The 23,187-nt window shown below is 72.4% G+C and carries 23 protein-coding genes; 15 read left to right on the forward strand and 8 right to left on the reverse strand.

Annotation, left to right across the window (positions count from 1 at the left end):
• Positions 1–2: 2 nt before the first annotated feature.
• The gene (locus tag GGQ83_RS05195) at positions 3–446 is read right to left on the reverse strand and encodes an RrF2 family transcriptional regulator (protein WP_184382559.1); all 444 of its coding nucleotides are present in this window, start codon (positions 444–446) and stop codon (positions 3–5) included.
• A 95-nt stretch (positions 447–541) separates the two neighbouring features.
• Positions 542–1,384: a universal stress protein gene (locus GGQ83_RS05200; RefSeq protein WP_184382561.1), complete on the reverse strand. Its 843-nt coding sequence runs from the start codon at positions 1,382–1,384 to the stop codon at positions 542–544.
• A gap of 140 nt (positions 1,385–1,524) precedes the next feature.
• Here GGQ83_RS05200 and cysK point away from each other — a divergent pair, with 140 nt between their 5' ends.
• The gene (cysK, locus tag GGQ83_RS05205) at positions 1,525–2,484 is read left to right on the forward strand and encodes a cysteine synthase A (protein WP_184382563.1); all 960 of its coding nucleotides are present in this window, start codon (positions 1,525–1,527) and stop codon (positions 2,482–2,484) included.
• A gap of 165 nt (positions 2,485–2,649) precedes the next feature.
• Positions 2,650–5,088 carry an FtsK/SpoIIIE family DNA translocase gene (locus GGQ83_RS05210; RefSeq protein ID WP_184382564.1) on the forward strand — a complete coding sequence of 813 codons (2,439 nt, stop codon included), beginning with the start codon at positions 2,650–2,652 and terminating at the stop codon, positions 5,086–5,088.
• A gap of 260 nt (positions 5,089–5,348) precedes the next feature.
• On the opposite strand, the gene GGQ83_RS05215 is transcribed toward GGQ83_RS05210, so the two are convergent.
• Positions 5,349–6,338, reverse strand: coding sequence for a cyclase family protein (locus GGQ83_RS05215; protein ID WP_184382566.1), 990 nt, complete (start codon positions 6,336–6,338; stop codon positions 5,349–5,351).
• A gap of 153 nt (positions 6,339–6,491) precedes the next feature.
• Complete coding sequence (locus tag GGQ83_RS05220; protein ID WP_242535004.1) at positions 6,492–7,184, reverse strand: CBS domain-containing protein; 693 nt, start codon at positions 7,182–7,184, stop codon at positions 6,492–6,494.
• 214 nt (positions 7,185–7,398) lie between these two features.
• Here GGQ83_RS05220 and GGQ83_RS05225 point away from each other — a divergent pair, with 214 nt between their 5' ends.
• Complete coding sequence (locus GGQ83_RS05225; RefSeq protein ID WP_184382567.1) at positions 7,399–8,406, forward strand: TIM44-like domain-containing protein; 1,008 nt, start codon at positions 7,399–7,401, stop codon at positions 8,404–8,406.
• A 53-nt stretch (positions 8,407–8,459) separates the two neighbouring features.
• Here GGQ83_RS05225 and GGQ83_RS05230 read toward each other — a convergent pair whose 3' ends face one another.
• Positions 8,460–9,134, reverse strand: a complete 675-nt coding sequence (locus tag GGQ83_RS05230) for an RraA family protein (protein WP_184382569.1) — start codon at positions 9,132–9,134, stop codon at positions 8,460–8,462.
• Between the two features lie 233 nt (positions 9,135–9,367).
• On the opposite strand from GGQ83_RS05230, the gene GGQ83_RS05235 reads away from it, so the two are divergent.
• From GGQ83_RS05235 to GGQ83_RS05275, 9 genes are all read left to right on the forward strand, one after another.
• Positions 9,368–10,174: a UDP-2,3-diacylglucosamine diphosphatase gene (locus GGQ83_RS05235; RefSeq protein ID WP_311727282.1), complete on the forward strand. Its 807-nt coding sequence runs from the start codon at positions 9,368–9,370 to the stop codon at positions 10,172–10,174.
• A gap of 14 nt (positions 10,175–10,188) precedes the next feature.
• Positions 10,189–11,202 carry a glycosyltransferase family 4 protein gene (locus GGQ83_RS05240; RefSeq protein WP_184382571.1) on the forward strand — a complete coding sequence of 338 codons (1,014 nt, stop codon included), beginning with the start codon at positions 10,189–10,191 and terminating at the stop codon, positions 11,200–11,202.
• Between the two features lie 66 nt (positions 11,203–11,268).
• Entirely contained in the window at positions 11,269–11,952 is a 684-nt protein-coding gene (locus GGQ83_RS05245) for a lysophospholipid acyltransferase family protein (protein WP_184382572.1), read from the forward strand.
• Between the two features lie 10 nt (positions 11,953–11,962).
• The gene (locus GGQ83_RS05250; protein WP_184382574.1) at positions 11,963–13,237 is read left to right on the forward strand and encodes a 3-deoxy-D-manno-octulosonic acid transferase; all 1,275 of its coding nucleotides are present in this window, start codon (positions 11,963–11,965) and stop codon (positions 13,235–13,237) included.
• 104 nt (positions 13,238–13,341) lie between these two features.
• Positions 13,342–14,292 carry a tetraacyldisaccharide 4'-kinase gene (lpxK, locus tag GGQ83_RS05255; RefSeq protein ID WP_456315297.1) on the forward strand — a complete coding sequence of 317 codons (951 nt, stop codon included), beginning with the start codon at positions 13,342–13,344 and terminating at the stop codon, positions 14,290–14,292.
• Between the two features lie 215 nt (positions 14,293–14,507).
• Positions 14,508–15,086 (forward strand): TetR/AcrR family transcriptional regulator, encoded by a 579-nt coding sequence (locus GGQ83_RS05260; protein WP_184382576.1) that lies wholly within the window; start codon positions 14,508–14,510, stop codon positions 15,084–15,086.
• On the forward strand, positions 15,083–16,153 hold the full coding sequence (locus tag GGQ83_RS05265) for an HlyD family efflux transporter periplasmic adaptor subunit (protein WP_184382578.1): 1,071 nt from the start codon (positions 15,083–15,085) through the stop codon (positions 16,151–16,153). The genes GGQ83_RS05260 and GGQ83_RS05265 overlap by 4 nt, the downstream gene beginning before the upstream one ends.
• Complete coding sequence (devC, locus tag GGQ83_RS05270) at positions 16,150–17,412, forward strand: ABC transporter permease DevC (protein ID WP_184382579.1); 1,263 nt, start codon at positions 16,150–16,152, stop codon at positions 17,410–17,412. The genes GGQ83_RS05265 and devC overlap by 4 nt, the downstream gene beginning before the upstream one ends.
• On the forward strand, positions 17,412–18,122 hold the full coding sequence (locus GGQ83_RS05275; protein ID WP_184382581.1) for an ATP-binding cassette domain-containing protein: 711 nt from the start codon (positions 17,412–17,414) through the stop codon (positions 18,120–18,122). The genes devC and GGQ83_RS05275 overlap by 1 nt, the downstream gene beginning before the upstream one ends.
• 316 nt (positions 18,123–18,438) lie before the next feature.
• Here the strand turns inward: GGQ83_RS05275 and ftsY are convergent, their stop codons facing one another.
• The 3 genes from ftsY to dapF form a co-directional block, all read right to left on the reverse strand.
• On the reverse strand, positions 18,439–19,380 hold the full coding sequence (ftsY, locus tag GGQ83_RS05280; RefSeq protein WP_311727423.1) for a signal recognition particle-docking protein FtsY: 942 nt from the start codon (positions 19,378–19,380) through the stop codon (positions 18,439–18,441).
• A gap of 272 nt (positions 19,381–19,652) precedes the next feature.
• Entirely contained in the window at positions 19,653–20,831 is a 1,179-nt protein-coding gene (locus tag GGQ83_RS05285; protein ID WP_184382957.1) for a MiaB/RimO family radical SAM methylthiotransferase, read from the reverse strand.
• Positions 20,821–21,636: a diaminopimelate epimerase gene (dapF, locus tag GGQ83_RS05290; protein WP_184382584.1), complete on the reverse strand. Its 816-nt coding sequence runs from the start codon at positions 21,634–21,636 to the stop codon at positions 20,821–20,823. The genes GGQ83_RS05285 and dapF overlap by 11 nt, the downstream gene beginning before the upstream one ends.
• Before the next feature lie 63 nt (positions 21,637–21,699).
• Between dapF and GGQ83_RS05295 the strand changes: the two genes are divergently transcribed.
• From GGQ83_RS05295 to rplT, 3 genes are all read left to right on the forward strand, one after another.
• On the forward strand, positions 21,700–22,347 hold the full coding sequence (locus GGQ83_RS05295) for a hypothetical protein (RefSeq protein ID WP_184382586.1): 648 nt from the start codon (positions 21,700–21,702) through the stop codon (positions 22,345–22,347).
• A gap of 209 nt (positions 22,348–22,556) precedes the next feature.
• A complete protein-coding gene (rpmI, locus tag GGQ83_RS05300) occupies positions 22,557–22,763 on the forward strand; it encodes a 50S ribosomal protein L35 (protein ID WP_184382587.1) in 207 nt (68 codons plus the stop codon).
• Between the two features lie 23 nt (positions 22,764–22,786).
• A complete protein-coding gene (rplT, locus tag GGQ83_RS05305; RefSeq protein WP_184382589.1) occupies positions 22,787–23,149 on the forward strand; it encodes a 50S ribosomal protein L20 in 363 nt (120 codons plus the stop codon).
• Positions 23,150–23,187: the final 38 nt, after the last annotated feature.

Below are 23,187 nucleotides of genomic sequence, written 5' to 3' on the forward strand. Positions count from 1 at the left end.
AGCTAGATGACGAAATCCAGCGCCTCGGGCGTGGGGCGGCGCAGCCCGGCGGCCTGGGCGCGGCGCAGCAGCGCCTCCAGCGTGTTGGCGCGCAGCGTGGCCAGGGCGGCGGCGTCCAGCTCCTGCCAGAGCGGCGCGGTCACGGCGGCGGCGAGGCGTCCGGGCGGGGCGGGGGCCTCCTCCTCGCAGACGGCCTCCACCACCTCGGCCGCCGTCACGTCGCGGGGCGCGCGGGCCAGGCGGTAGCCGCCGCGCGGGCCGCGCAGGCTGTGCAGCAGCCCCGCGCGCACCAGCGCCTGCAACAAGGGCTCGATGCCCCGGCGCGCCAGGCCCATGCGCGTCGCGATATCGGCCGCGCCGCTCACCTCGCCACGCCCGGCGGCGTGGAAGGCGATGTCGAGCGCGATGTCGAGCGCGAGCAAGGCGCGGTCCTGCCGCAACAGCATGGGGGCGGGTCTCCGATCCGGAAGAGGAGAAGGCTAAACCATCCCCGCCCATCGTGAAATGTGGCAAGGCGCGGAAAACGCGCCTTGTCGTGCGGTCAATGCGCCATCAACACCGGTGCGGTCATGGCGCCGAGCAGGCTGCGCGTCGCACCCCCCAACATGAATTCGCGCAGGCGCGAATGGCCATAGCCGCCCATCACCAGCAGGTCCGCGGATTGCTCGGCCATCGTGTTCAGGATCACGTCGGCCACCGAGATATCGGGCGCCACGGCGCGCTGCACCTCCACCTTCAGCCCGTGGCGGGCCAGGTGGCGCGCGATGTCCGCCCCCGGCTCCTGCCCATGGGTGTCGGGCGTGGCCTCGGGTTCCACCACCAGCACCGTCACGCGCTCCATCAGCTTCAGCAGGGGCAGGGCGTCATGGACGGCGCGGCTGGCCTCGCGGCTGGCGTTCCAGGCGATGAGGGCGTGGCGCATGGGCCCCGCCGGGGCGGCGGCATAGGGCACGACCAGCACGGGGCGGCCCGTCTCGAACAGCGCGGCCTCGATCAGGGCGCGGCCGCCGGGACGGGGCACGTCGGGGTCGGTCTGGCCGAGGATGATGAGGTCGGCATAGCGGCCATTCTCGGCCAGCAGCGGCACGGTGGCGCCCTCCAGCAGGCGCCATTCGCCCGAGATGCCGTCACGCGCCAGGCGTTCCTCGAACATGGCCTGCACCCGCTCGGCCTCGGCCACCGCCTCGCCGCGCATCTCCTCCATCAGCCCGGCGAGTGCGGCGCCGCCGCCGACATCGCCCGCCATGATGGGCACGGCCAGGTCCAGCATGTGCAGCCCCACCAGATGCGCGCCGCTGCGCCTGGCGATGCCGGCGGCGAGGTCGAGCCGCGCGGCGGCGGGGGCGGCGGCGTCGAGGTGCAGCAGGATCTCTTTCAGGGCCATGGGGCGTCTCCGGTTCTGTTGGTCTTCTGACGCGCGAGCCTGCCACGCGGTTGACCCCACGGCCATTGATCGGGCGCAGGTTGTCATGGCGTGTGTCATGGATGATTCACGCGGGACGCAAACTGGCCTAGGAAGCGTCCATGGACGCCTTCCCTCCGCGCAACCACACGCTGCACGCCAGCATCCTCGACACCGTGGGCCAGACCCCCTCGGTGCTGTTGCCGCGGCTGATGGCGGAGAAGGGCAGCCCCGCGCGCCTCGCCCTCAAGCTCGAATTCTTCAACCCGGGCGGCTCGGTGAAGGACCGCATCGGGCTGGCCATGGTTCAGGACGCCGAGGCGCGGGGCGAGATCGCGCCCGGGCGTTCGGTCATCGTGGAGCCGACCTCGGGCAATACCGGCATCGCGCTCGCCCTGGTGGCGGCGGCGCGGGGCTACAGGTTGATCGTGGTGATGCCGGGCGGCGCCTCGGTGGAGCGTCGCAAGATGCTGCGCCTGCTGGGCGCCACGCTGGAACTGACGCCCGCGCGGCGCGGCATGTCGGGCGCCATCGCCCGCGCCGAGGACATCCTGGCCCGCACCCCCGGCGCCTGGATGCCGCGCCAGTTCGACAACCCCGCCAACCCCGACATCCATGCCCGCACCACGGCGGAGGAGATCTGGCGCGACACGGGCGGCGAGGTGGACGTCATCATCGGCGGCCTGGGCACGGGCGGCACGCTGACCGGCATCGCCCGCGCGCTGAAACCGCGTCGGCCGGGTCTGCGCGTCATCGGCGTGGAACCCGCCGAATCGGCCGTGCTGAGCGGGGAGGAGCCGGGGCCGCACCGCATCCAGGGCATCGGCGCCGGCTTCCGCCCTGCCGTGCTGGAACAGGAACGGCTCGACGCCGTGCTGCGCGTGCCCGAGGCCGAGGCCTTCGCGGCGGCGCGCGAGGTGGCGCGGCTGGATGGCGTGCCGGTGGGCATTTCCTCGGGCGCGGTGGTGGCCGCCATGCTGCGGGTGGGGGCGGAGCCCGCCATGGCCGGCAAGCTGGTGCTGGGCATCGCGGCCTCCTTCGCCGAGCGTTATCTCTCCACCGAGCTGTTCGAAGGGCTCTAGCGTCTGATCGGCTTCGGTGGCTTCACCGAAGCCGTGAATCAGCCGCTCAAGACGCTATGAGTCGGAAATCTGGGTGAGCCGGAAATCTGGCGAAACGATCCCGCCTCTGTTACGCTGGCCCTCCCCCCGGCCGTTCTTCACCTCCCCCCCATGAGGTCGCGCCGCATGGCACGAGACGCCGCCCCGATCGCACCCACCGGCACGCTGCCCGGGTTGCGCCGCTTCGCCTCGCCCGCCATCCGGGCCGCGGCGGTGCGCCGCCTGCGCGAACTGGGCGCGCTGGTGCTGGCCACGCTGGGGCTGCTGCTGCTGCTGGCGGTGGGCAGCTACAACCCGGCCGACCCTTCGCTTTCCACCGCCACCGGGGCGCCCGTGGGCAACCTGGTCGGCTGGCGCGGCGCCGTGGCGGCGGACCTTTTGTGGCAATGGGTGGGGCTGGCCGCCTTCCTGCCTGGCCTGGTGCTGCTGGCCTGGGCGTTGCGCCTGGTCTCCCACCGGCCGGTGGGCGTCTGGCCGCTGCGGGTCATCTGCCTTGTGCTGGCCCTGCTGGCCGGGTCGGCCCTGCTGGCGCTGCTTCCTGGCGCTGAGGCGGGGGCGGCAGGTCCGATCGTGCTGGGCGGCGTGAGCGGCCTGTTCGTGGCCCTGCTGGGGGATTTCGCCGGGCTGGCGGCCGGGACCGTGCTGGGGGTCGGCCTGCTGGGCACGCTCTATGTCGCCTTCGGGCTGAGCTTCGGGGAATGGGGCCGCGCCGCGCGCGTCACCGCCGATGCCGCCATGGCCACCGCCGATGTCGCCGCGCGCGGGGCACGCGCCACGCGCGGCCCGGGCGAGGCGCTGTTCCTGGCGCCCCTGCGCGCCATGGGGCGCCTGTTCCGCCGCCCGCGCCGGGCCGAGCCGGCCGCCGACCTCGCCACCGTGCTGCGCGCCGCCGAGGCCGCCGCCGAAGCCCCCCGCCCCGCGCGGCGCGAACCCGCCGTGGCGCCCACCGCCGCCGCCGCGCCCGAACCCGCGCGCGCCGCGCCCCGCGTCGCCACCCCCGCCCGCGCCAAGCCCGGCGCACCGCTGCAACCCGCGCTGGACCTGCCGGTGGAGGGCTGGCGCACGCCGCCGCTCGACCTGCTCGCACCGCCGCCCGCCCGCGTGGCCGCCGGCCCCAGCGCCGATGCGCTGCAGGCCAATGCGCGGATGCTGGAGCAGGTGCTGAACGACTACGGGGTGAACGGGACGATCACGGAAATCCGCCCAGGGCCGGTGGTGACGCTCTATGAGCTGGAGCCGGCGCCGGGCACCAAATCCTCGCGGGTCATCGGCCTCGCGGACGACATCGCGCGGTCCATGAGCGTGGTGGCGGTGCGTATCGCCACCGTGCCGGGGCGCAACGTCATCGGCATCGAGCTGCCCAATGTGAAGCGCGAGACGGTGTTCCTCTCCGAGATGCTGAACAGCGAGGAATACCAGCGCAACGCCGCCCGCCTGCCGCTGGTGCTGGGCAAGGACATCGGCGGCACGCCCGTCATCGCGGACCTGGCGCGGATGCCGCATCTGCTGATCGCGGGGACCACCGGCTCGGGCAAGTCGGTCGGGATCAACACCATGATCCTCTCCTTGCTGTATCGCTTCAGCCCGGCCGATTGCCGCTTCATCATGATCGACCCGAAGATGCTGGAGCTGTCGGTCTATGACGGCATCCCGCACCTGCTGGCGCCCGTGGTGACGGAACCGCCCAAGGCCATCGGCGCCTTGAAGTGGACGGTGCGGGAGATGGAGCGCCGCTATCGCGCGATGAGCCAGGTGGGCGTGCGCGGCATCGCGGCCTTCAACGAGAAGGTGGACCAGGCCCAGGCCGCCGGCACGGTGCTGACGCGCCGCGTGCAGACGGGCTACGACCCCGAGACGAACAAGCCCGTCTTCGAGGAACAGCCGCTTTCTCTGGCCCGCCTGCCCATGATCGTCGTGGTCATTGATGAGATGGCGGACCTGATGATCGTGGCCGGCAAGGAGATCGAGGCCGCGGTGCAGCGCCTCGCGCAGATGGCGCGGGCCGCGGGCATCCATGTGATCATGGCGACGCAGCGGCCTTCAGTGGACGTCATCACCGGCACCATCAAGGCGAACTTCCCCACGCGCATCTCCTTCCAGGTCACGAGCAAGATCGACAGCCGCACCATCCTGGGCGAGCAGGGCGCCGAGCAGCTTCTGGGCCAGGGCGACATGCTGCACATGGCGGGCGGCGGGCGGGTCACGCGCGTGCACGGCCCCTTCGTGGCGGACATGGAGGTGGAGCGCATCGCCGACTGGCTGCGCGAGCAGGGCGAGCCTGACTATGTGGAGGAAGTGACCGAGGTGGAGGATGAGGACGGCAACCCGGGCCTGTCCGGCATCGCGGGTGGTTCGGACGCGGAAAAGTCACTCTTCGACCAGGCGGTGGACGTGGTGGTGCGCGAAGGCAAGGCCAGCACCAGCTTCATCCAGCGCCACCTGAACATCGGCTACAACCGCGCCGCCAAGCTCATCGAGCAGATGGAGCGCGAGGGCATCGTCAGCCCCGCGAACCATGTGGGCAAGCGGGAAATCCTGGCGCGGCGTGTGGGGGCGGACGAGTAGGGCGGCCCCCACAGCGAGGGCGGCACCCCAGGAGAATCCGGCCGCAAGCGGCCGGCGCGCCCCGACCCACCGCGCCGCACGCACACCAGCGCGCGGCGCGAAAGCCAAGCGCGCGGAGGCGGCGCCCGGCGTCTGAGGGCTGCAACATCAACAAATCCGGCCGCAAGCGGCCGGCGCGCCCAGACCTACCGCGCCGCGAGCACACCAGCGCGCGGCGCGAAAGCCAAGCGCGCGGAGCGCGCGCCCGGCGCCTGAGGGCGCTAAAACATCGCCGCCGGCGCCACCGTGCTCCCGGTGAACCCCCTGGCGCGCAGCGGCTGCATCACGAAGCAGAATTCGCTCCGCCCCGCCGCCACCAGCTCGTCCAGCTTCATGTTCTCCAGCAGGTGCACGCCATGCACCACCAGCGCGATCTGATGCACGGGCAGCGAGGCATGGGGCATGGTGCGCGACGGCGCCACCTCCACCGGCCAGTTGTCGGCGCCCAGCAGCAACGGCCCGCGCTCGATCAGCCATTCGGCCGCCGCGACGCCGAGGCCCGGGCAGCCCGAGACATAGCGCGCATTGTCCCGCCCCCACAGCGCGGCCCAGCCGGTGTTGATCAGCATGGCGTCGCCCTCGCGCAGTTCCACGCGCTGGCGGTCCAGCGCCTGCTGCAGATCCTGAGGGGTGATCTCGTAGTCGATGGGCAGGGTCTGCGTGCCCTTCAGCCCCGCGATGTCCATGACCACGCCGCGTGCCATGATGGTGCCGACCGTCTCCACACCCATCTCGGTGAAGCCGCCGCGGCTGCTGATGCCGGGCACATTCACGCAGTTGTAGGTCTCGTCGCCGATGGTCTGGTGCGGAAAGGCGTCGAGCTGCGTGCCCACCTGCGCGAGCTCCGTGATGACGATCTCCTCGTTGGAGCCGCGGCGGTTGGCCTGCGGGTTCATGAATTGCTGCTTGAGGTGCACGTCGAAGCGCCGCGTGCCGAAGAAGGGCATGGACTGCGTCAGCATGTGCCCGATCTCGATCTTGCGGCCCTCGCGGATCATCTGCGCGGCGTCGCGCATGCGCTCGGGCGTCATGTGGTTCATCGAGCCGCGGCGGTCATTGGCGCCCCAGCGCGAGGGGCAGCGCTGGGCCGAGGCTGGGGGCGACCAGCCCCCACTCCCTTGGGCCTGGACCGGCGTGGCGGTCAGCCCCGCATGGGCGGCACCACAGGCCATGCAGGCGCCGAACAGCGCCCGCCGGGAAATACTCCGCATGGCAGTTCCTCCGTTATATTATATCTTGTCGGCCGTGACTTGGCCGGGCAAGAATAAGGACAACAGAGGCAAGTCCACCAAGCCATAAAGCCTTGACTCGGGCAGTTCAAAACCTGGGGGGCGCCCGCCTGGCGGTGAGCGCACCTGTGGTTGCTACATATAGGCGGGCAGGGGCTGGGTCTCGTCCTTCACACCCTTCACGCCCGGCACGCCCTCGGCCAGCACGCGCAGGCCGCGCGCCACGCCGGCATCGCGCATGAAGCCGTGGAAGGTCACCACGCCATCCTGCACGTCCGCCAACAGATAAAAGCTGTTGGCCCAGGGCTCGCGCTTCATGGCGGCCAGGACGGCGCGGCGGATGCGGTCGTCGCTCATCGCCTCGCCCTCGGCCATGGGGGTGACCAGGGCGCGCAGCAGGTCGGCCCGGCTGACGATGCCGCGCAGCTTCCCACGCTCCACCACCAGCACGCGGCGGATCTTCTTCTCCTCCATCAGGGCCGCGATGTGCGCGGCCGTCTCGTCCAGGCCCACGGCCACGACATCGGCCGTCATCACGTCGCGCGCCACGGCGCCATGGGTGCGGGCGTAGCGGTCGGCCTGGCTGCCGGGGGTGCTGAACATGGCCGAGAACCAGCTCGGCCGGTGCTCGACATCCTCATCGGCCAGGCGGCGGATCAGGTCGGCCTCGGTCACCAGGCCCAGCAGCGCGCCATCGGCGGCGAGCACGGGCACGGCGCTGATGCCGCGATCGGCCATCAGCTTCGCCATGGCGACGACGGGGGTCTCGGGGGGCACGGTGACGACGTCGGGGGTCATCAGGTCGCGCGCGGTCATTTTGCTGGGCATGTTCTGGCCTCCGGTGGATACTGTGGGAAGCCTAGGAGGGGGTGGGCGCCCCGCGCATTGCGCTGGCGCAACCCACGGGCGTGGCAACACGTTCTTTCACATCGGTGCCGGGGAAGGGAAAACGGGACGGGCCAAGGATGGAAGTCTCGTAATTCTCGCGCCACTGGGCCATATTGCAGCGAAGAAAGTTTTCATTTCGGAGATCGCCCCGACCATGCGCCGTCCCGCCACGATCATGACCGCGCTCGCGGTCGCCGCCTTCGTCCTCGCCCCCGCCTTGGCGGAAGCCCAGCGCGCGCGCGGCGGCTTCGGCGGCAGCCGGGGTGCCCGCACCTACCAAGCGCCCCCCCCGACCAGCACCGCGCCCCAGGCCGCGCAGCCCATGCAGCGCACCCAGCAGCCGCCGATGGCACCGGGCGCCAGCACGGCCGGTCGCCCCGCGGCCGGTGCCGCGGCGGCGGGTGCGGCCGCGCGGCCGGGCTTCTTCGCGCGCAACCCCTTCATGGGCGGGATGATGCTGGGCCTGTTCGGCGCGGGCATCTTCGGCCTGCTGGCGGGCTCGGGCTTCTTCTCGGGCTTGGGCAGCCTCGCCGGCATCCTGGGCTTCATGCTGCAGCTGGCGCTCATCGCCGGTGTGGTCATGCTGGTGATGGCCTTCCTGCGCCGGCGCCAGCAGCCGCAGCCGGCGGGCATGGCGCGCGACATGCAGGGCGGCGGCAACCCCCCGCCCGGCCCCGGCAGCCTGGGCAATCTGAGTGGCCGTGGCACGATGGGTGCCGGTATGGGCCTGGGCGCCCGCCCCGCGCAGGAAGCCCCCGTGCAGGTCGGCCCCGCCGACTACGAGGCCTTCGAGCGCCTTCTCGCCCAGGTGAACGACGCCTGGACGCGCGAGGACATGGCCGCGCTGGGCCGCGTCGCCACGCCCGAGGTGGTGCAGTATTTCCGCGACGACCTGGCCGACCTCGCCGCGCGCGGCCTGAAGAACGAGACGACCGATACGAAGCTGGAGCAGGGCGACCTGGCCGAGGCCTGGCGCGAGGGCGCGCGTGAATACGCCACCGTCGCCATGCGCTATTCCATGATCGAGGTGACGCGCGAAATCGCCAGCGGCCGCGTGGTCGAGGGCAGCGCTACCGAGCGCGGCATGGGCACCGAGATCTGGACCTTCGTGCGCGTCCAGGGCGGCCCCTGGACCCTCTCCGCCATTCAGCCCGCGGGCTGATTGGTCCCGTGCCGGGGGGCGGCCCCATCTCGGACCGCTCCCCGGAGGCGGCGTCAGGCGCCTTCGCAGCCCTTGGCCTTCAGGGCCTCGGGCACCCAGCCGCGGGCCCACTTGCCGGCCTTGATGTCGGCCTCGGACTTGATCTCCTTGGCCTGGTGCGCCTCGGCCGCGGTGATCACGGCCTCGGCCTCCTCCAGCGGCACCACCACGATGCCATCCTCGTCGCAGCAGATCAGGTCACCGGGGGCCACCACCTGGCCGCCGCAGGAGATGGTGGTGCCGATCTCGCCCGGGCCTTCCTTCCAGGGGCCGGCCGGGGTGTGGCCGCGTGCCCATACGCCGAATTCCATCTTGGCGAGCGAGGACACGTCGCGCACCGCGCCGTCCAGCACCGTGCCCGCGATGCCGCGCACCATGGCGTGGCCCAGCATCAGGTCGCCCATCAGCGCCACCGACAGGTCGCCATTGCCGTCGCAGACGATGATGTCGCCCGGTTCGGCCAGATCCACCGCGCGGTGCAGCATCAGGTTGTCGCCCGAGCGCGCCTTCACCGTGAAGGCCGGGCCCACCATGCGCTTGCGGCCGCCATAGGGGTGGAAGGTGCCGCTGAAGCTTTGCAGGCGGTTCATCACGTCGCCGATATTGGCCACGGGAATGGACGCGGCGCGCTGGATCAGCGCGGGCGAGACGCGTTGCGTGATGGGCTTGATACGAAAGCCGATGGTCATGGAATGCCTCCCTCTGAGGCCCCGATCCGACCATGGGTGGCGCGCGCGGGGAAGGGGCGGGTGGGCCGCCTGGCGCCGGAAACGCCCCGCATGGCACGCAACCCAGGACGGCGTGATGATGTTTTGGTGTCAGCCCCGAGACATGCGCCCAGCGCAGGCGTCACCGAAGATTCACGTGCGAAGCGCGTGCGGCGGCCGCAATGCCCCTCGCACAGAAAGCAGGAGCGCCGCTGATGCCACCCCGAGACCGGATGATGGTGGAACGCACCATGGATGTCCGCACGGTGTTCATCTCCGACCTGCACCTCGGCACGCGCGGCGCGCGCTCCGACATGCTTCTGGACTTCCTGGCGCGGGTGCGTTGCGAGCGCCTCTATCTGGTGGGCGACATCGTGGATGGCTGGCGCCTGCGGAAGTCCTGGTACTGGCACGCGGAGTTCGACGCGGTGATCCGCGCCATCCTGGACCTCGCGAAGAACGGCACCGAGGTGATCTACATCCCCGGCAACCATGACGAGATGTTCCGCGAATGGCTGGGCCTCGAAGTGGCCGGCGTGAAGCTGATGGGCGAGGCCGAGCACCTGGCCGCCGATGGGCGCCGCTACCTCGTGATGCATGGCGATGAGTTCGACGGCGTCATCCGCTACGCGAAGTTCCTCGCCTATCTGGGCGACCAGGCCTACACGGTCGCGCTCATCATCAACCAATGGTTCAACTTCGCCCGGCGGCGGCTCGGCTATCCCTATTGGTCACTGAGCCAATGGCTGAAGCGCCAGGTGAAGGAGGCGGTGAAGGCCATTGACCGCTTCGAGGGCGCGCTGGCCGCCGAGGCGCGGCGGCGCGGCCTGGACGGCGTGATCTGCGGCCACATCCACCACCCCGAGATGCGGATGGTGAACGGCATCCTCTACATGAATGATGGGGACTGGGTGGAAAGCTGCTCCGCCCTCGTCGAGCACCATGACGGCGCCTTCGAACTGCTCGACTGGGGGGCGCAGCAGCGCGAACGCCACCTGCTGCGCGAGGCGGTGCCGGCCTGATGCGTCCCCCCTCCATGCGTTTGGTTATCATCACCGATGCCTGGCGGCCCCAGGTCAACGGCGTCGTCCGCACGCTGGAGCGCGTGGCGGGCGAGCTGGTGGCGCGCGGCGACACGGTCGAGATCATCGGCCCCGACCGCTTCGCCAACTTCCCCATGCCGGGCTATGCCGACATCCGGCTCGCGCTGCGGCCGCGCGCGCGGCTGCGCGCCCTGATGGACGCGGCCCGGCCCCAGGCCGTCCATATCGCCACCGAAGGCCCGCTCGGCCTCGCCGCGCGCGCCCTCTGCCGGGAGCGCGGCTGGCAGTTCACCACCAGCTTCCACACGCGCTTCGCGGAATACGTGACGGCGCGCACCGGCATCCCGCCGCGCTTCACCTGGGCGTTGCTGCGGCGTTTCCACAATGCCGGCGCCGGGGTCTTCGCCGCCACGCCCTCGCTGCGCGACGAGCTTTCGGGGCGCGGCTTCGAGCGCATCCTGCCCTGGACGCGCGGCGTGGACCTCGGCCTCTTCTCCGACCAGGGCGAACGCGACACCTTCGCGGAGCTGCCGCGGCCCATCTTCCTCTATGCCGGGCGCGTGGCGGTCGAGAAGAACATCACCGCCTTCCTCGGCCTCGACCTGCCGGGCAGCAAGGTGGTGGTGGGCGACGGGCCGCAGCGCGCGGCCCTGCAATCCAGCTACCCGCGCGCGCATTTCGCCGGCTGGCGGCATGGCGCGGCGCTGGCCGACGCCTATCGCGCGGCCGATGTCTTCGTCTTCCCCTCGCGCACCGACACCTTCGGCCTGGTGCTGCTGGAGGCCATGGCCTGCGGCACGCCGGTCGCCGCCTATCCCGTGATGGGCCCGCGCGACGTGGTGGGCCCGGCCGGCGTGCTGGACGAGGATCTGGGCCGGGCCGCGCTGGCGGCGCTGGACGTGCCGCGCGCCACGGCCCGCGCCCAGGCGGAGCGTTTCTCCTGGACCTCCTGCGCCACCACCTTCCGCGACCAGCTCGTCCCGGTGGAGGGGCCTATCGCCGGTTGAGGGGCGCCCCTTGCGCCGGGGCGGCCCTCGTGCGACCCGGACAGGCAGGATGATGTACCGACTGCCATGCTCCGAAAGCTGATCCGGCATCCTTCCGTGCTGGCCGCCGGGGCCTGGCTGCTGGGGGCCTATCTCGCCTTCGTCTATCGCACGACGCGGTGGGAGCTGCGCGGCTATGACGCGGCGGCCGCCTCGGTGCAGGCGAATGGCGCCGTCATCCTCGCCTTCTGGCATGAGAACCTGCCATTGATGCCCTGGGTGGTGCTGGAATGCCGCCGCCGGGGGCTGCTGCGGCGCGGGCATGTGCTGGTCTCGCACCACCGGGATGGCATGTTCATCGGCCGCGCGGTGGCGCGCTTCCATGTGGAGCTGGCCTATGGCTCCTCCTCGCGCGGGGGGGCGGCGGGGCTGATCGCCCTGGCGCGGCTGCTGGAGGCGCGGGAATCCGTCGCCATCACGCCCGACGGGCCGCGCGGCCCACGCCGCCAGGCGGCGGCCGGGGTGGCGGAGCTGGCCGCCAGCAGCGGCAAGGCCGTGGTGCCCGTCGCCGGCCGCTGCCGCCACGCCATCGGCATCAAGAGCTGGGACCGCATGGAAATCCCGCTGCCCTTCGGCCGCGCCCATGTGGTCGCCGGCCCGCCCATCCTGGTGCCGCCGGGGGGCGGGGAGGCGGCGCTGCCCGCCATCGCCGCCGCCATGGACGCGGCGGCGGACGCCGCCGATGCCGCCGCCGGGCGCGCGCGGCGCTGAGGCTGTCCTGATGCTCCGGTTCTGGTCCGTCCTGGCCCGCCTCGCGGCGCCGCTGCTGCGCCCGCATCTGCGGCGCCGCGCGCGGCGGGGCAAGGAGGAGGAAGCCCGCCTGCCCGAGCGCGAGGGCCATGGCGCCGCCCGGCCCGAGGGGCCGCTCATCTGGGTCCATGCCGCCAGCGTGGGCGAGGTGCGCGCCCTTCTGCCGGTGCTGGAGGCGCTGGTGGCCGGGGCCCCGCGCCTGCATGTGCTGCTGACCACCGGCACCGTCACCTCCGCGCGGCAATTGCCCGACTGGCTCTCGCCCGCGCTGGCCGCGCGGCTGACCCACCGCTACGCGCCGCTGGACGTGCCCGGCTGGGTGGCGCGCTTCCTCGATGGCTGGCGCCCCGACGCGGCGCTGCGGATCGAGAGCGAGATCTGGCCCAACACGCTGGAGGCGCTGCGCGTGCGCGGCGTGCCCGTGCTGCTGGTGAACGGGCGCATGTCGGCGCGGAGTGCCGCGATGTGGCGGCGCTTCGCCCCCGGCCTCGCGCGGCGGATGCTGGAGGGGTTTCGCGGCATCATCCCCCGCTCGGCCGAGGATGCGGCGCGGTTTTCGGCGCTGGGTGCCACGCGGCTCGGCCCGCCCGGTGATCTCAAATTCGCGGCCGAACCCCTGCCGGCGGACCCGGCGAAGCTGGAGGCGCTGCGCGAGGCCATCGGCGCCCGCCCCGTGCTGCTGGCCGCCAGCACCCATCCCGGCGAGGAGGCCCTGGTGCTGGAGGCCGCCGCCGGGTTGCGCGGCCGCTTCCCGGACCTGCTGACCATCCTGGCCCCCCGCCACCCGGAGCGCGGCGCGGCCCTGGCCCCGGAGGCGCCCCACCGCGCCACGGGCGCGCTGCCCGATGGCGGCCCCGCCTATGTGGCGGACACCATGGGAGAGCTCGGCCTGTTCTACCGCCTGGCCTCGGTGGCGCTGGTGGGCGGCAGCCTGGTGCCGCATGGCGGGCAGAACCCGCTGGAGGCGGCGCGGCTGGGCTGCCCGATCATCCTCGGCCCGCACATGGCGAATTTCATGGAGGCGGTGACGGCATTGGAGGCCGAGGGCGGCGCGCTGCGCCTGCCCGATGCCGCGGCGCTGGCACCGGCCGTTGCCGATGTGCTAACGAATCCGGAATTGTCCCGGTCCCTGGTGGCCGGGGCCGCGCGGGTCGCGGCCCGGATGGGTGGCGCCTCGGCGGCCCGGCTGCCCGAGCGGGTGGCGGAGGCGGTGCTGGCCCTGCTGCCCGAAGGCGGCCGGGGCTGATGGCAAGCAAGGCGGCGGCCCCCTTTCGGGGCGCGCCGGAAGAAGCGGAAGGAAGGTCGGTCAAACGCATGCGGGCTCCGGATTTCTGGGGCCGCGACGGGGGGGTGTGGCCTGTGCTCCTCTCCCCCATCGCGGCGATCTATGCGGGGGCGACGGCGCGGCGCATGGCGCGGCCGGGCTGGGAAGCCCCCGTGCCCGTCTTTTGCTGCGGCGGCGCCACGGCGGGCGGCGCAGGCAAGACGACGCTGGCGCTCGATCTCGGCCGGCGGCTGTCCACCCTGGGCGTCTCGGCGCATTTCCTGATGCGGGGCTATGGCGGCAGCGTGAAGGGCCCGCTGCGCGTCCGCCCGGAGCAGCATGGCAGCGAACAGGTGGGCGACGAGGCGCTGCTGCTGGCGGCACTCGCCCCCACCTGGGTCAGCGCCGACCGTGCCGCCGGCGCGCAGCTTGCCGTGGAGGCGGGGGCGGGCGCCATCATCATGGATGACGGGCTGCAGAACCCGACGCTGACCAAGACGCTCTCCCTGCTGACCATTGATGGCAATTACGGCTTCGGCAATGGCCGCGTGATCCCGGCCGGGCCGCTGCGCGAGCCCGTGGCCATGGCCGCCGCCCGCTGCGCCGCCGCCGTGCTGATCGGCTCGGACGAGACGGGGGCGCTTTCGGCCCTGCCGCCCGGTATGCCCGTGCTGCGCGGCGACCTGGCGCCCGGGCCGGAGATGGAGGCGCTGGCGGGCGAAAATGTCTTCGCCTTCTGCGGCATCGCCAACCCGCGCAAATTCCTCAACACGCTGCGGCTGGGGGGCGCGGTGCTGGCGGGCAGCGAATGCTTCGCCGACCACTACCCCTTTGACGAGGGCGATATGCGCGCCCTGCTGGAACGCGCGGCCGGGCTGAACGCCATCCCTGTCACCACGCGCAAGGACTGGGTCCGCATCCCGATCGCGTTCCGCGACCAGGTGCGCGTGGTCAGCGTGGGGCTGGTGTGGGAGGCGGAATCGGCGGCGATGCTGGATGCCATGCTGGCGGCGCAGTTCCAGCCTGTGGTGGCGTAGCGTCTGATCCGCGGAGGCCTATCGCCGGAGCGGTGAATCAGCCGCTCATCTAAGCGTCTGATCCGCGGAGGCGGGACGCCGGAGCGATGAATCTGCCGCTCATCCAAGCGTCTGATCCGCGGAGGCGGGACGCCGGAGCGGTGAATCAGCCGCCGCTAAGCCCACTATACCGACCGGACGGTTGACAAACCGTCCAGCCGGTCTAGCTCAGAGGCATGCTGGAACGCCCCCCGCCGCCCCCTGACGCGCCCACCCGCATCCTCGACGCCGCCGAGCGCATCGTGCAGGCGCGCGGTGTCACGGCACTCACACTGGAGGCCGCGGCGCGCGAGGCCGGGGTGTCCAAGGGCGGGCTGCTCTACCATTTCGCCTCCAAGGAGGCGCTGCTGGCCGGGTTGCTGGGGCGCCTCGCCGACCGCGTGGCCGCCGAGTTCGAGGCGGTGCTCGACGCCCAGCCCCCGCACCTCGCCCGCACCACCCGCGCCATTCTGGCCTGGACCTTCGACGACCCGCATATGGTGTGCGAGCAGCACCAGCGCGCCGCCGCCGTCTTCCTCGCCGCCTTCCACCATGACCCGGCGCTGCTCGACCCCATCCGCCGCGTCTTCGCCGACATCCGGGCGCGGCTGCGCCAGGACGCCCTGCCACCGGGCCATGCGCTGGCCATCATGGCGGCGGGCGACGGGCTGTTCATGGGCCGCATCTTCGGCATGTACGAGATGGACGCCGAGGGACTGGCCGCCATGCGCGCCGCCCTCGAACGCCTCGCCGTGCCGCAGGCGGGGTCGCCATGAAGCGCCCCCTTCTGCTGGCCCTGGTGCTGGGCGGGGCCGCGCTGGGCGGCGCCTGGCTCATGCTGGGCCAGGGTGCCCCCCCGCCCGAACCCGCCCCCGCCACTGCCGCGACCCTGCCCGAGGCCATGGGCGTGGGTGCGCTGGGCCGCATCGAGCCCGCCTCGCGCATCCGCCGGCTGAACCAGCCGGGGGGGATGAACGTCTCGCGCCTCTCCGCCCTGCATGTGGAGGAGGGGCAGGACGTTGCGGCCGGCCAGTTGCTCGCCGAATTCGCGGATGTGGCCCAGAAGGAAGCCGCCATCGCCCAGGCGCGCGGCCAGCTGGAGGAACAGCGCGCGGCCCTCGCCCGCACGCGCGAGGCCGCCCGCCCCTCGGAGCGCGAAGCCCAGCGCGCCCGCATCGAGAGCCTGGCCGCCCAGGTGGAGCTCGCCCGGCGCGAGGCGGCGCGGGCCACGCGCCTGGTGCCCTCCGGCGCCGGCGCCGAGGCGGCGGCCGAACGCGCCCGCTTCTCCCTGACCCGGCTGGAGGCTGAGCGCGCCCAGGCCGAGGCTGACCTCGCCACCCTCACCGCTGCCCGCCCCGAGGACCTGGCGCTGGCCGAGGCGCGGGTGGCGGTGGCGGAAGCGACACTGGCCAAGGCCGAGGCCGATGCCGAACTCTCCCGCGTGCGGGCGCCCATCGCCGGCACCATCCTGCGCATCTTCGCCCGGCCGGGCGACCAGGTGGGCAGCGACGGGCTGATGGAGATGGCCGACCTCAGCCGCATGGAGGTGGTGGCCGATGTCTTCGAGACGGACGTGGCCCGCCTGCGCCTGGGTGCCACCGCCGAGGTCATCATCCCCGGCGAGGCCCGCCGCCTGCCCGCCACCCTCAGCGAGATCGGCTGGCAGGTGCGCCGCACCACCCAGGCCGGCACCGACCCCGTGGCGGCGGTGGACGCCCGCACGGTGGAGGTGCGCCTGACCCTCTCCGACGAGGCCGCCGCCCTGGTGCGCCGGCGCAGCAACATGCAGGTGCAGGTGGCCATACGTCCCAATGGCCCGACGCCGCTGGCGTTCCGCCGATGAACGAGGTCCCGCCGCCCGCCAAACTCCTGCCGTGGGCGCCCGAGCGCAATGGCGAGGCCGTCGAACCCCCGCCAGCGCCCCGGCGCGACCCCGGCCTGCTGGCGGGGCTGCTTCTGGCGCTGCGGCTGGCGTGGCGGCAGTTGCGCGCCGACCGCGCGCGGCTGGCCACCGCCATCGCGGGCGTCATGTTCGCCTGCCTGCTGGTCTTCATGCAGCTCGGCTTCCGCGGCGCGCTGTTCGACAGCGCCACCAACCTGTTCCGCGCCATGCGGGCGGACCTGTTCCTGATGCACCCGCTGACGGAGGCCAGTTTCCGCGCCGAGGCCATCCCGCGCGCCCGCGCCTGGCAGGCCCTGGCCGATGCGGAGGTGGACCGCGCCGTGCCCGTCTATCTGGCGCAGGTGACGCTGCGAAACCCCGAGACGGGCAGCCGCCGCGCCGTGCAGCTCATCGGCCTCGACGCCGATGCGGGGGCGGTGGATTTCCCGGGCCTGGCCGATGTCGCGGCCGCACTCCGCCGGCCCGACACCTTCGCCTTCGACCGGCTCTCCCGCCCCGAATTCGGGCCGGTCGCCACCATGTTCGCGCGCGACGGCCCCTTCGCCATCCAGCTCGGCACGCGGGAGATGGAGCTGGTGGGTCTGGTCGAGGTCGGCCCCTCCTTCGGCGCCGACGGCAATGTGGTGCTGAGCGAGCAGAACTTCCGCCGCGTCTTCTCCCGGCAGGCCGCCAACGCGGACCTTGTCGCGCTGAAGCTGCGGCCGGGGGCCGATGTGGCCGCCACCCAGGCGCGGCTCGCCGCGCTGCTGCCCGGCGACGTGCTGGTGCTGACCCATGCCGAGATGGTGGCGCGCGAACGCCTCTACTGGGAGACGGGCACGCCCATCGGCTTCATCTTCCTCTTCGGCTCGGTGATGGGCCTCGTGGTGGGAATGGTGATCGTCTACCAGATATTGTTCGCGGACATCGCGGGGCACCTCTCGGAATACGCCACGCTGAAGGCCATGGGCTATTCCAACGGCTATCTCGCCCGCGTGGTGCTGGGGGCGGCGGTGATCCTGGCCGTGGTGGGGTTCATCCCGGGCTTCGTGCTGTCCACGCTGCTCTATGGCTATGTGGCCGGCGCCACCTTCCTGCCGCTGGAGATGTACACCGAGCGCGCGGTGGGCGTGTTCCTGCTGATCTTCGGCATGTGCTTCGCGGCCGGGCTTCTCGCCATGCGCAAGCTGCGCGACGCCAACCCGGCGGACATGTTCTGATGGACGCGGCCCCCGTCGAACTGTCCCCCGTCGAACTTAGGGGCGTGAACTTCGCCTATGGCGAGGGCGAGTTGCGCCGGCAGGTGCTGCGCGAGGTGGACCTCCGCATCGGGCCGGGCGAGATCGTGATCCTCACCGGCCCCTCCGGCTCGGGCAAGACGACGCTGCTGACGCTGATCGGCGCGCTGCGCGCCATGCAGGAGGGCGAGGCCCGTGTGCTGGGCGAATCCCTGCTGGGCGCGTCCGAAGGCCAGCGCGTGCGGCTGCGCCGGCGCATCGGCTTCATCTTCCAGAACCACAATTTGCTGGGCTTCCTGACGGCGCGGCAAAATGTGGCGATGTCGCTGGAACTGGATGGCCGGCATTCCGAGGCGCAGCGCCTGGCGCGCGCGGGCCAGATGCTGGGCGCGGTGGGCCTCTCCGACCACCTGGAGAAGCAGCCCGCGCAGCTTTCCGGCGGGCAGCGGCAGCGCGTGGCCATCGCCCGCGCCCTGGCCGGTGATCCTGGCCTGATCCTGGCCGACGAACCCACCGCCGCACTCGACAAGCAGACGGGGCAGGAGGTGGTGCGCCTGCTGCGCGACCTGGCGAAGGGGCGCGGCGTGCCCATCCTGCTGGTGACGCATGACCCGCGCATCCTCGACCTCGCGGACCGCATCGTGGACATGGAGGATGGGCGGATGGTGCAGGCGGACAAGGCCTCGGCCTGACACGCGCCGTAGCAATTCGGCGCTTGCGTCACGCGTCGGCGCGGGGGCAGACTTTGCACTGCAACAAATGAAAGGAGGTGATCCGGTGTCTCATCGTTCGCTTGGCCGGAACTGGTCCCGGCCCCGGGTCGTCGCTTTCGCCATTGTGGGTGCGGCGCAGGGGTAAACGGTCCAGGGCGCTGGCCCGACCGATGCGGCGGCGCGGAGCTTGGCTCCGCGCCGCTTTCTTATCTGCGGCCGATTCACGGCTTCGGCTTCGCCAGCGCCGATCGGGCGCTGGGGCGGGGCTGCCCTCCGCGCCGCTTTCGTTTGGGGGTTAATCCAGCCCGACGAGGCTCCGCGCAAAATCCCGCGCCTCGAAGGGCCGCAGATCGGCCGCCTTCTCGCCCACGCCCACCGCATGCACCGGCAGGCCGAATTCCTGCGCCAGCGCCACCACCACGCCGCCCTTGGCACTGCCGTCGAGCTTGGTGACGACGAGGCCCGTCACCTCCACCATCTCCTTGAACACCCGCACCTGGCTGACGGCGTTCTGGCCCGTGGTCGCGTCCAGCACCAGCAGGGTGGAATGCGGCACCGCCTCGCCATGGCGCTTCAACACGCGCACCACCTTGCGAAGCTCGTCCATCAGCGCGGTCTTGTTGTGCAGGCGCCCGGCGGTGTCCACCAGCAGCACATCGGCGCCCGCCGCGCGCGCGTCTCGCAGCGCGTCGAAGGCGAGGCCGGCCGCGTCCGCGCCATGCTTCGCGGGTGCAACCACATGCGCGCCCGTGCGCTCGCCCCAGACCTGGAGCTGTTCCACCGCCGCGGCGCGGAAGGTGTCGCCCGCCACCATCCAGACCTTGAGGCCCTGGGCGCGATACTGCTCGGACAGCTTCGCGATGGTGGTCGTCTTGCCCGTGCCGTTCACGCCCACCACCAGCACCACATGCGGCGCGTGGCCGGGCGTGATCTCCAGCGGCTGGGCCACGGGCGTCAGGATGGCCGCGATCTCCTCGGCGAGCGCGGACTTGATCTCCTCATCCGTCGCCTCGCGCCCGAAGCGCGTGCGGCGGAAGCCGGCCACGATGCGCTGCGAGGCCGCGACGCCCAGATCGGCACTGATCAGCGTCTCCTCCAGCTCCTCCAGCGCCTCGTCGTCCAGCTTGCGCTTGGTGAAGACGCCGGTGATGGATTGCGTGAGCTTGGCGGTGGAGCGCGACAGCCCCGCCTTGAGCCGCGCGAAGAAGCCGCGCGGTTCCTCGGGTTCGGCCGCCACCGGGGCCGGGGCGGGTGGGGGCGGCACGACCACCGGCGGCGGCGGCACGTCCGGCCGGGGTGCCTCGATCACCGGGGGCGGGGCTTCCTGGACCGGTGCGGGAGGCGCTTCCGTGACCGGTGCTGGCGGCTCCGGGACAAGCTCCGGGGGCGTTTCCTGCACCGCCCCCGGCGGCGCTTCCTTCGCCACCTCCGGCGGCGATGGGGGGGCCTCCTCGGGCTTCGCGCCCTCCTCCTTGCCGCGCAGACGGTTCCAGAGATCGCGCAGGGCCATCAGATCGTCTCCCCGGTCAGGGTGGTGCCGTCGCTGCCCGCCACGCGCAGCCGCAGCAGCGTGCCGGCGGGCGGGGGCGAGGCGACGCGCAGGGGCGCGAAATGCTCGGTGTGGGCGCGGCCATCGGCCTCGAACAGCGCCTCGGCGGTGGTGCCGATGCGCGCGGCCAGGAACCGCGCGCGTTCCGCCGCACCCGCCGCGCGCAGCCGCGCCGCGCGTTCGCGCCGCAGCGCCATGGGAAGCTGTGGCATGCGCGCGGCCGGCGTGCCGGTGCGGGCGGAATAGGGGAACACATGCAGGAAGGAGAGGCCCGCTTCGGCCACCAGCGCCTCCATGGCGGCGAAATGCGCCTCGGCTTCGGTGGGGAAGCCCGCGATAAGGTCCGCGCCCAGCGCCACATCGCCCCGCAGCGAACGCGCGCGGGCGGCCACGCGCAGCACATCGGCGCGGGCATGGCGGCGCTTCATGCGCTTCAGCATCAGGTCATCGCCATGCTGCGCCGAGAGGTGAAGGTAGGGTGCCAACCGTGGCTCCTCGGCGAACACGGCCCAGAAGCGATCATCCAGCGCGGCGGGGTCCAGCGAGGACAGGCGCAGCCGCGGCAATTCCGGCACCGCGCGCAGCACCGCACGGATCAGCGCCGGCAGTTCGGGGTGCGAGGCCAGATCCACCCCCGTCAGCACCACCTCGGCATGGCGGGAAGCGAGGTCGCGCACCGCCGCAACCGCCTGGTCCACCGGCATGGCCCGTGCCGGCCCACGCCCGGCGGGGATGATGCAGAAGGTGCAGGCGTGGTCGCAGCCCTGCTGCACCGCCAGGAAGGCCCGCGTGCCGCCACCTGCCGCCAGCCCGATGGGCGCTTCGCGGTCCATGGCCGCCACGGGCGCATCCCAGCGCGCGCGGTCCAGCTTCGCGCCATTGCCGATGACGCGCGCGACGCCAGGCAGCGCCGCCCAGGCGCCAGGATTGATCTGCGCCGCGCAGCCGGTGACGAGGATGGGCCGCCCGGGCTTCTCCCGCGCCGCGCGGCGGATGGCCTGGCGGGCCTGGGCCTCGGCCTCACCCGTGACGGCGCAGGTGTTCACGATCAGCGCGTCCATGTCGCCGGCCAGGCGGCGCATGGTCTCGCTCTCGGCGATGTTCAGCCGGCAGCCGAAGGTCAGCGTCTCAGCCAACAGGGAACTCGCCCGTGAAGGACGTGGCGACGGGGCCGGCCATCAGCACATGGTCGTCCGCGCGCCATTCCAGCATCAGGTCGCCGCCCGGCATGGTGATGGTGACGGCGCGGTTCGTCAGCCCGCGCCGCACGGCGTTCACCACGGTGGCGCAGGCGCCGGAGCCGCAGGCCAGCGTCAGCCCCGCGCCGCGTTCCCACACGGTCAGGCGGATATGGTCCGGCGCCAGGACCTGCGCGAAGCCGATATTGCCACGCTGCGGTAGCAGGGGGTCGTGTTCCAGGAGTGGCCCGATGCGCGCGATGTCCAGCGCGTCCAGGCTCTCCACGAAGAAGGTGGCGTGCGGGTTGCCCATGGAGCAGCAGGCGGCATCCGAAACCCCCTCCGCGGCCAGCGGCACATGCAGCGTGTCCATCGCGCGGGCCAGCGGCACCGCGTCCCATTCCAGGCGGGGCTTGCCCATGTCCACGCGCACCATGCCATCCGGCAAGGTTTCGGCGGCCAGCAGGCCGTGCGCGGTGCGGATGGTGATGCGCGGCTTGCCTGTCTCGGCCAGGATCAGGCTGGCGGCGCAGCGCGTGCCATTGCCGCAGGCCCCGGCCTCGGTCCCGTCGCTGTTGTGGAACAGCAGAGTGATATCCGCATCGGTGGCGGGCGCGATGGTGATGAGCTGGTCGAAGCCCACGCCCCGGTGCCGGTCGCCCATGGCGGCGATGGCGGGGGCGGGCAGGTCGAAGGGCCGGGCGCGCGCATCCAGGATGACGAAATCATTGCCCAGGCCGTGCATTTTGCGGAAAGGAACACGCATGGGGCGGATATAGGCCATTGGTGCCCTTGGCGTAACAGCCCCAAGGTGCCTATCTGCCGGGCCATGAGACGCTTCGCCCTTCTCCTCGCGCTCCTGATGCTGGCGGCCTGCGCCGACCGTTTCTCGGCCGATGAATACCGCACCACCGCCGTGCAGCAGGCCAACCCGGTCGAGCAGGGGGTGGTGCTGGGCTCGCGCCGGGTCGCCATCGCGGCCGATGGCGCGGCGGGCGGCACGGCGGGGGCGGCGGCGGGCGGCGCGGTGGGCGGCGCGGCCGGGGGCGGCGGCGTCAGCGCGGCACTGGGCGCGGTGGGCGGCGCGCTGCTGGGCGGCATCATCGGCACCACGGCCGAGCGCGCCACCGCCAATACCGATGCCATCGAATACGTCGTGCGCCAGGGCAACGGGTCGCTGGTCAGCGTGACCCAGCGCGACCTGGAGCCCCTGCCCAACGGCACCCGCGTCCTGGTCATCAAGGGGGCGCAGGCGCGCATCGTGCCCGACTACACGGAGCCCGCGGCGGCCGAGGCGCCCTCGGGGGCCGTGATGGCGCCCGCCGCGGCGGCGCCCGCGCCCGCGCCCGCCCCGACGCTGGCACCGACCACGGAGCCCGCCCTGGCCCCCGCGCCGGCGCGCGAGGCCCTGGCGCCCATCGCCGGCGGGCTGGTGCCGCCGCCGCCCGTGGTGCCGGCCCCGCCGCGTCCGGACTAGCGTCTGGTCGGCTTCGGTGTAACGCCGAAGCCGTGAATCAGCCGCCCAGCCACGCCGCATGGGGCCGGGCTGGACTCCGCGCCGCCCCGCCTGTAGAAGCCTGCCTCCCGCCCGACCATGGCCATTGGACAGCCTGGCCGGGCGCGCGTGCCTCCGCCACATGGTGTGGCAGTCAGGGGCCGCCCCAACCCACCGATCGGAGGGCCCGAATGTCCAAGATGAAGACCACCTCGAGCGCCAAGAAGCGCTTCAAGATCACCGCCACCGGCAAGGTCCTCGCGGGCCCGGGCCGCAAGCGGCACATGCTCTCCAACCGCAGCCAGAAGGCCAAGCGCCAGAACCGGGGCACCCAGGTTCTTGAGCCGCAGGACGCCAAGACGGTGATGCAGTGGCTGCCCTACGGGCTGTCCCGGTAAAGCGCGGCTAGAGGAGAGAGCAGATGGCACGTGTCAAGCGCGGCGTTACCGCCCATGCCCGTCACAAGAAGGTCCTGGACCTGGCGAAGGGCTATGTCGGCCGTTCGTCCACGACCTACCGCGCGGCGCTGCAGCGCGTCGAGAAGGCGCTGCAATACGCCTATCGCGACCGCCGCAACAAGAAGCGTGAGTTCCGCGGCCTGTGGATCCAGCGCATCAACGCCGCCACGCGCGAGCATGGCATGACCTACAGCCAGTTCATCGCGGGCATCAAGGCGGCCGGCATCGAGATGGACCGCAAGGTCCTGGCCACCATCGCCTTCGACGAGCCCGCGGCCTTTGCCGAGATCGTCCAGAAGGCCAAGGAAGCGCGCCCCCAGGCCTGACAGCCCGGGTTACGCGTCGTGTTTCGGAGGGCCGCTGC

The sequence above is a fragment of the Roseococcus suduntuyensis genome, assembly GCF_014196305.1.
Classification (GTDB): domain Bacteria; phylum Pseudomonadota; class Alphaproteobacteria; order Acetobacterales; family Acetobacteraceae; genus Roseococcus; species Roseococcus suduntuyensis.

Coding starts and splice junctions, on each gene's coding strand:
- GGQ83_RS05295 (WP_184382586.1), top strand. CDS start 21,700: ATGAGACGCTTCGCCCTTCTCCTCGCGCTCCTGATGCTGGCGGCCTGC.
- GGQ83_RS05200 (WP_184382561.1), bottom strand. CDS start 1,384: ATGGCCCTGAAAGAGATCCTGCTGCACCTCGACGCCGCCGCCCCCGCC.
- GGQ83_RS05240 (WP_184382571.1), top strand. CDS start 10,189: ATGCGTTTGGTTATCATCACCGATGCCTGGCGGCCCCAGGTCAACGGC.
- devC (WP_184382579.1), top strand. CDS start 16,150: ATGAACGAGGTCCCGCCGCCCGCCAAACTCCTGCCGTGGGCGCCCGAG.
- GGQ83_RS05265 (WP_184382578.1), top strand. CDS start 15,083: ATGAAGCGCCCCCTTCTGCTGGCCCTGGTGCTGGGCGGGGCCGCGCTG.
- GGQ83_RS05250 (WP_184382574.1), top strand. CDS start 11,963: ATGCTCCGGTTCTGGTCCGTCCTGGCCCGCCTCGCGGCGCCGCTGCTG.
- GGQ83_RS05215 (WP_184382566.1), bottom strand. CDS start 6,338: ATGCGGAGTATTTCCCGGCGGGCGCTGTTCGGCGCCTGCATGGCCTGT.
- GGQ83_RS05195 (WP_184382559.1), bottom strand. CDS start 446: ATGCTGTTGCGGCAGGACCGCGCCTTGCTCGCGCTCGACATCGCGCTC.
- GGQ83_RS05210 (WP_184382564.1), top strand. CDS start 2,650: ATGGCACGAGACGCCGCCCCGATCGCACCCACCGGCACGCTGCCCGGG.
- GGQ83_RS05220 (WP_242535004.1), bottom strand. CDS start 7,184: ATGCCCAGCAAAATGACCGCGCGCGACCTGATGACCCCCGACGTCGTC.
- GGQ83_RS05245 (WP_184382572.1), top strand. CDS start 11,269: ATGCTCCGAAAGCTGATCCGGCATCCTTCCGTGCTGGCCGCCGGGGCC.
- cysK (WP_184382563.1), top strand. CDS start 1,525: ATGGACGCCTTCCCTCCGCGCAACCACACGCTGCACGCCAGCATCCTC.
- dapF (WP_184382584.1), bottom strand. CDS start 21,636: ATGCGTGTTCCTTTCCGCAAAATGCACGGCCTGGGCAATGATTTCGTC.
- GGQ83_RS05275 (WP_184382581.1), top strand. CDS start 17,412: ATGGACGCGGCCCCCGTCGAACTGTCCCCCGTCGAACTTAGGGGCGTG.
- GGQ83_RS05230 (WP_184382569.1), bottom strand. CDS start 9,134: ATGACCATCGGCTTTCGTATCAAGCCCATCACGCAACGCGTCTCGCCC.
- GGQ83_RS05260 (WP_184382576.1), top strand. CDS start 14,508: ATGCTGGAACGCCCCCCGCCGCCCCCTGACGCGCCCACCCGCATCCTC.
- GGQ83_RS05225 (WP_184382567.1), top strand. CDS start 7,399: ATGCGCCGTCCCGCCACGATCATGACCGCGCTCGCGGTCGCCGCCTTC.
- GGQ83_RS05235 (WP_311727282.1), top strand. CDS start 9,368: ATGCCACCCCGAGACCGGATGATGGTGGAACGCACCATGGATGTCCGC.
- rpmI (WP_184382587.1), top strand. CDS start 22,557: ATGTCCAAGATGAAGACCACCTCGAGCGCCAAGAAGCGCTTCAAGATC.
- rplT (WP_184382589.1), top strand. CDS start 22,787: ATGGCACGTGTCAAGCGCGGCGTTACCGCCCATGCCCGTCACAAGAAG.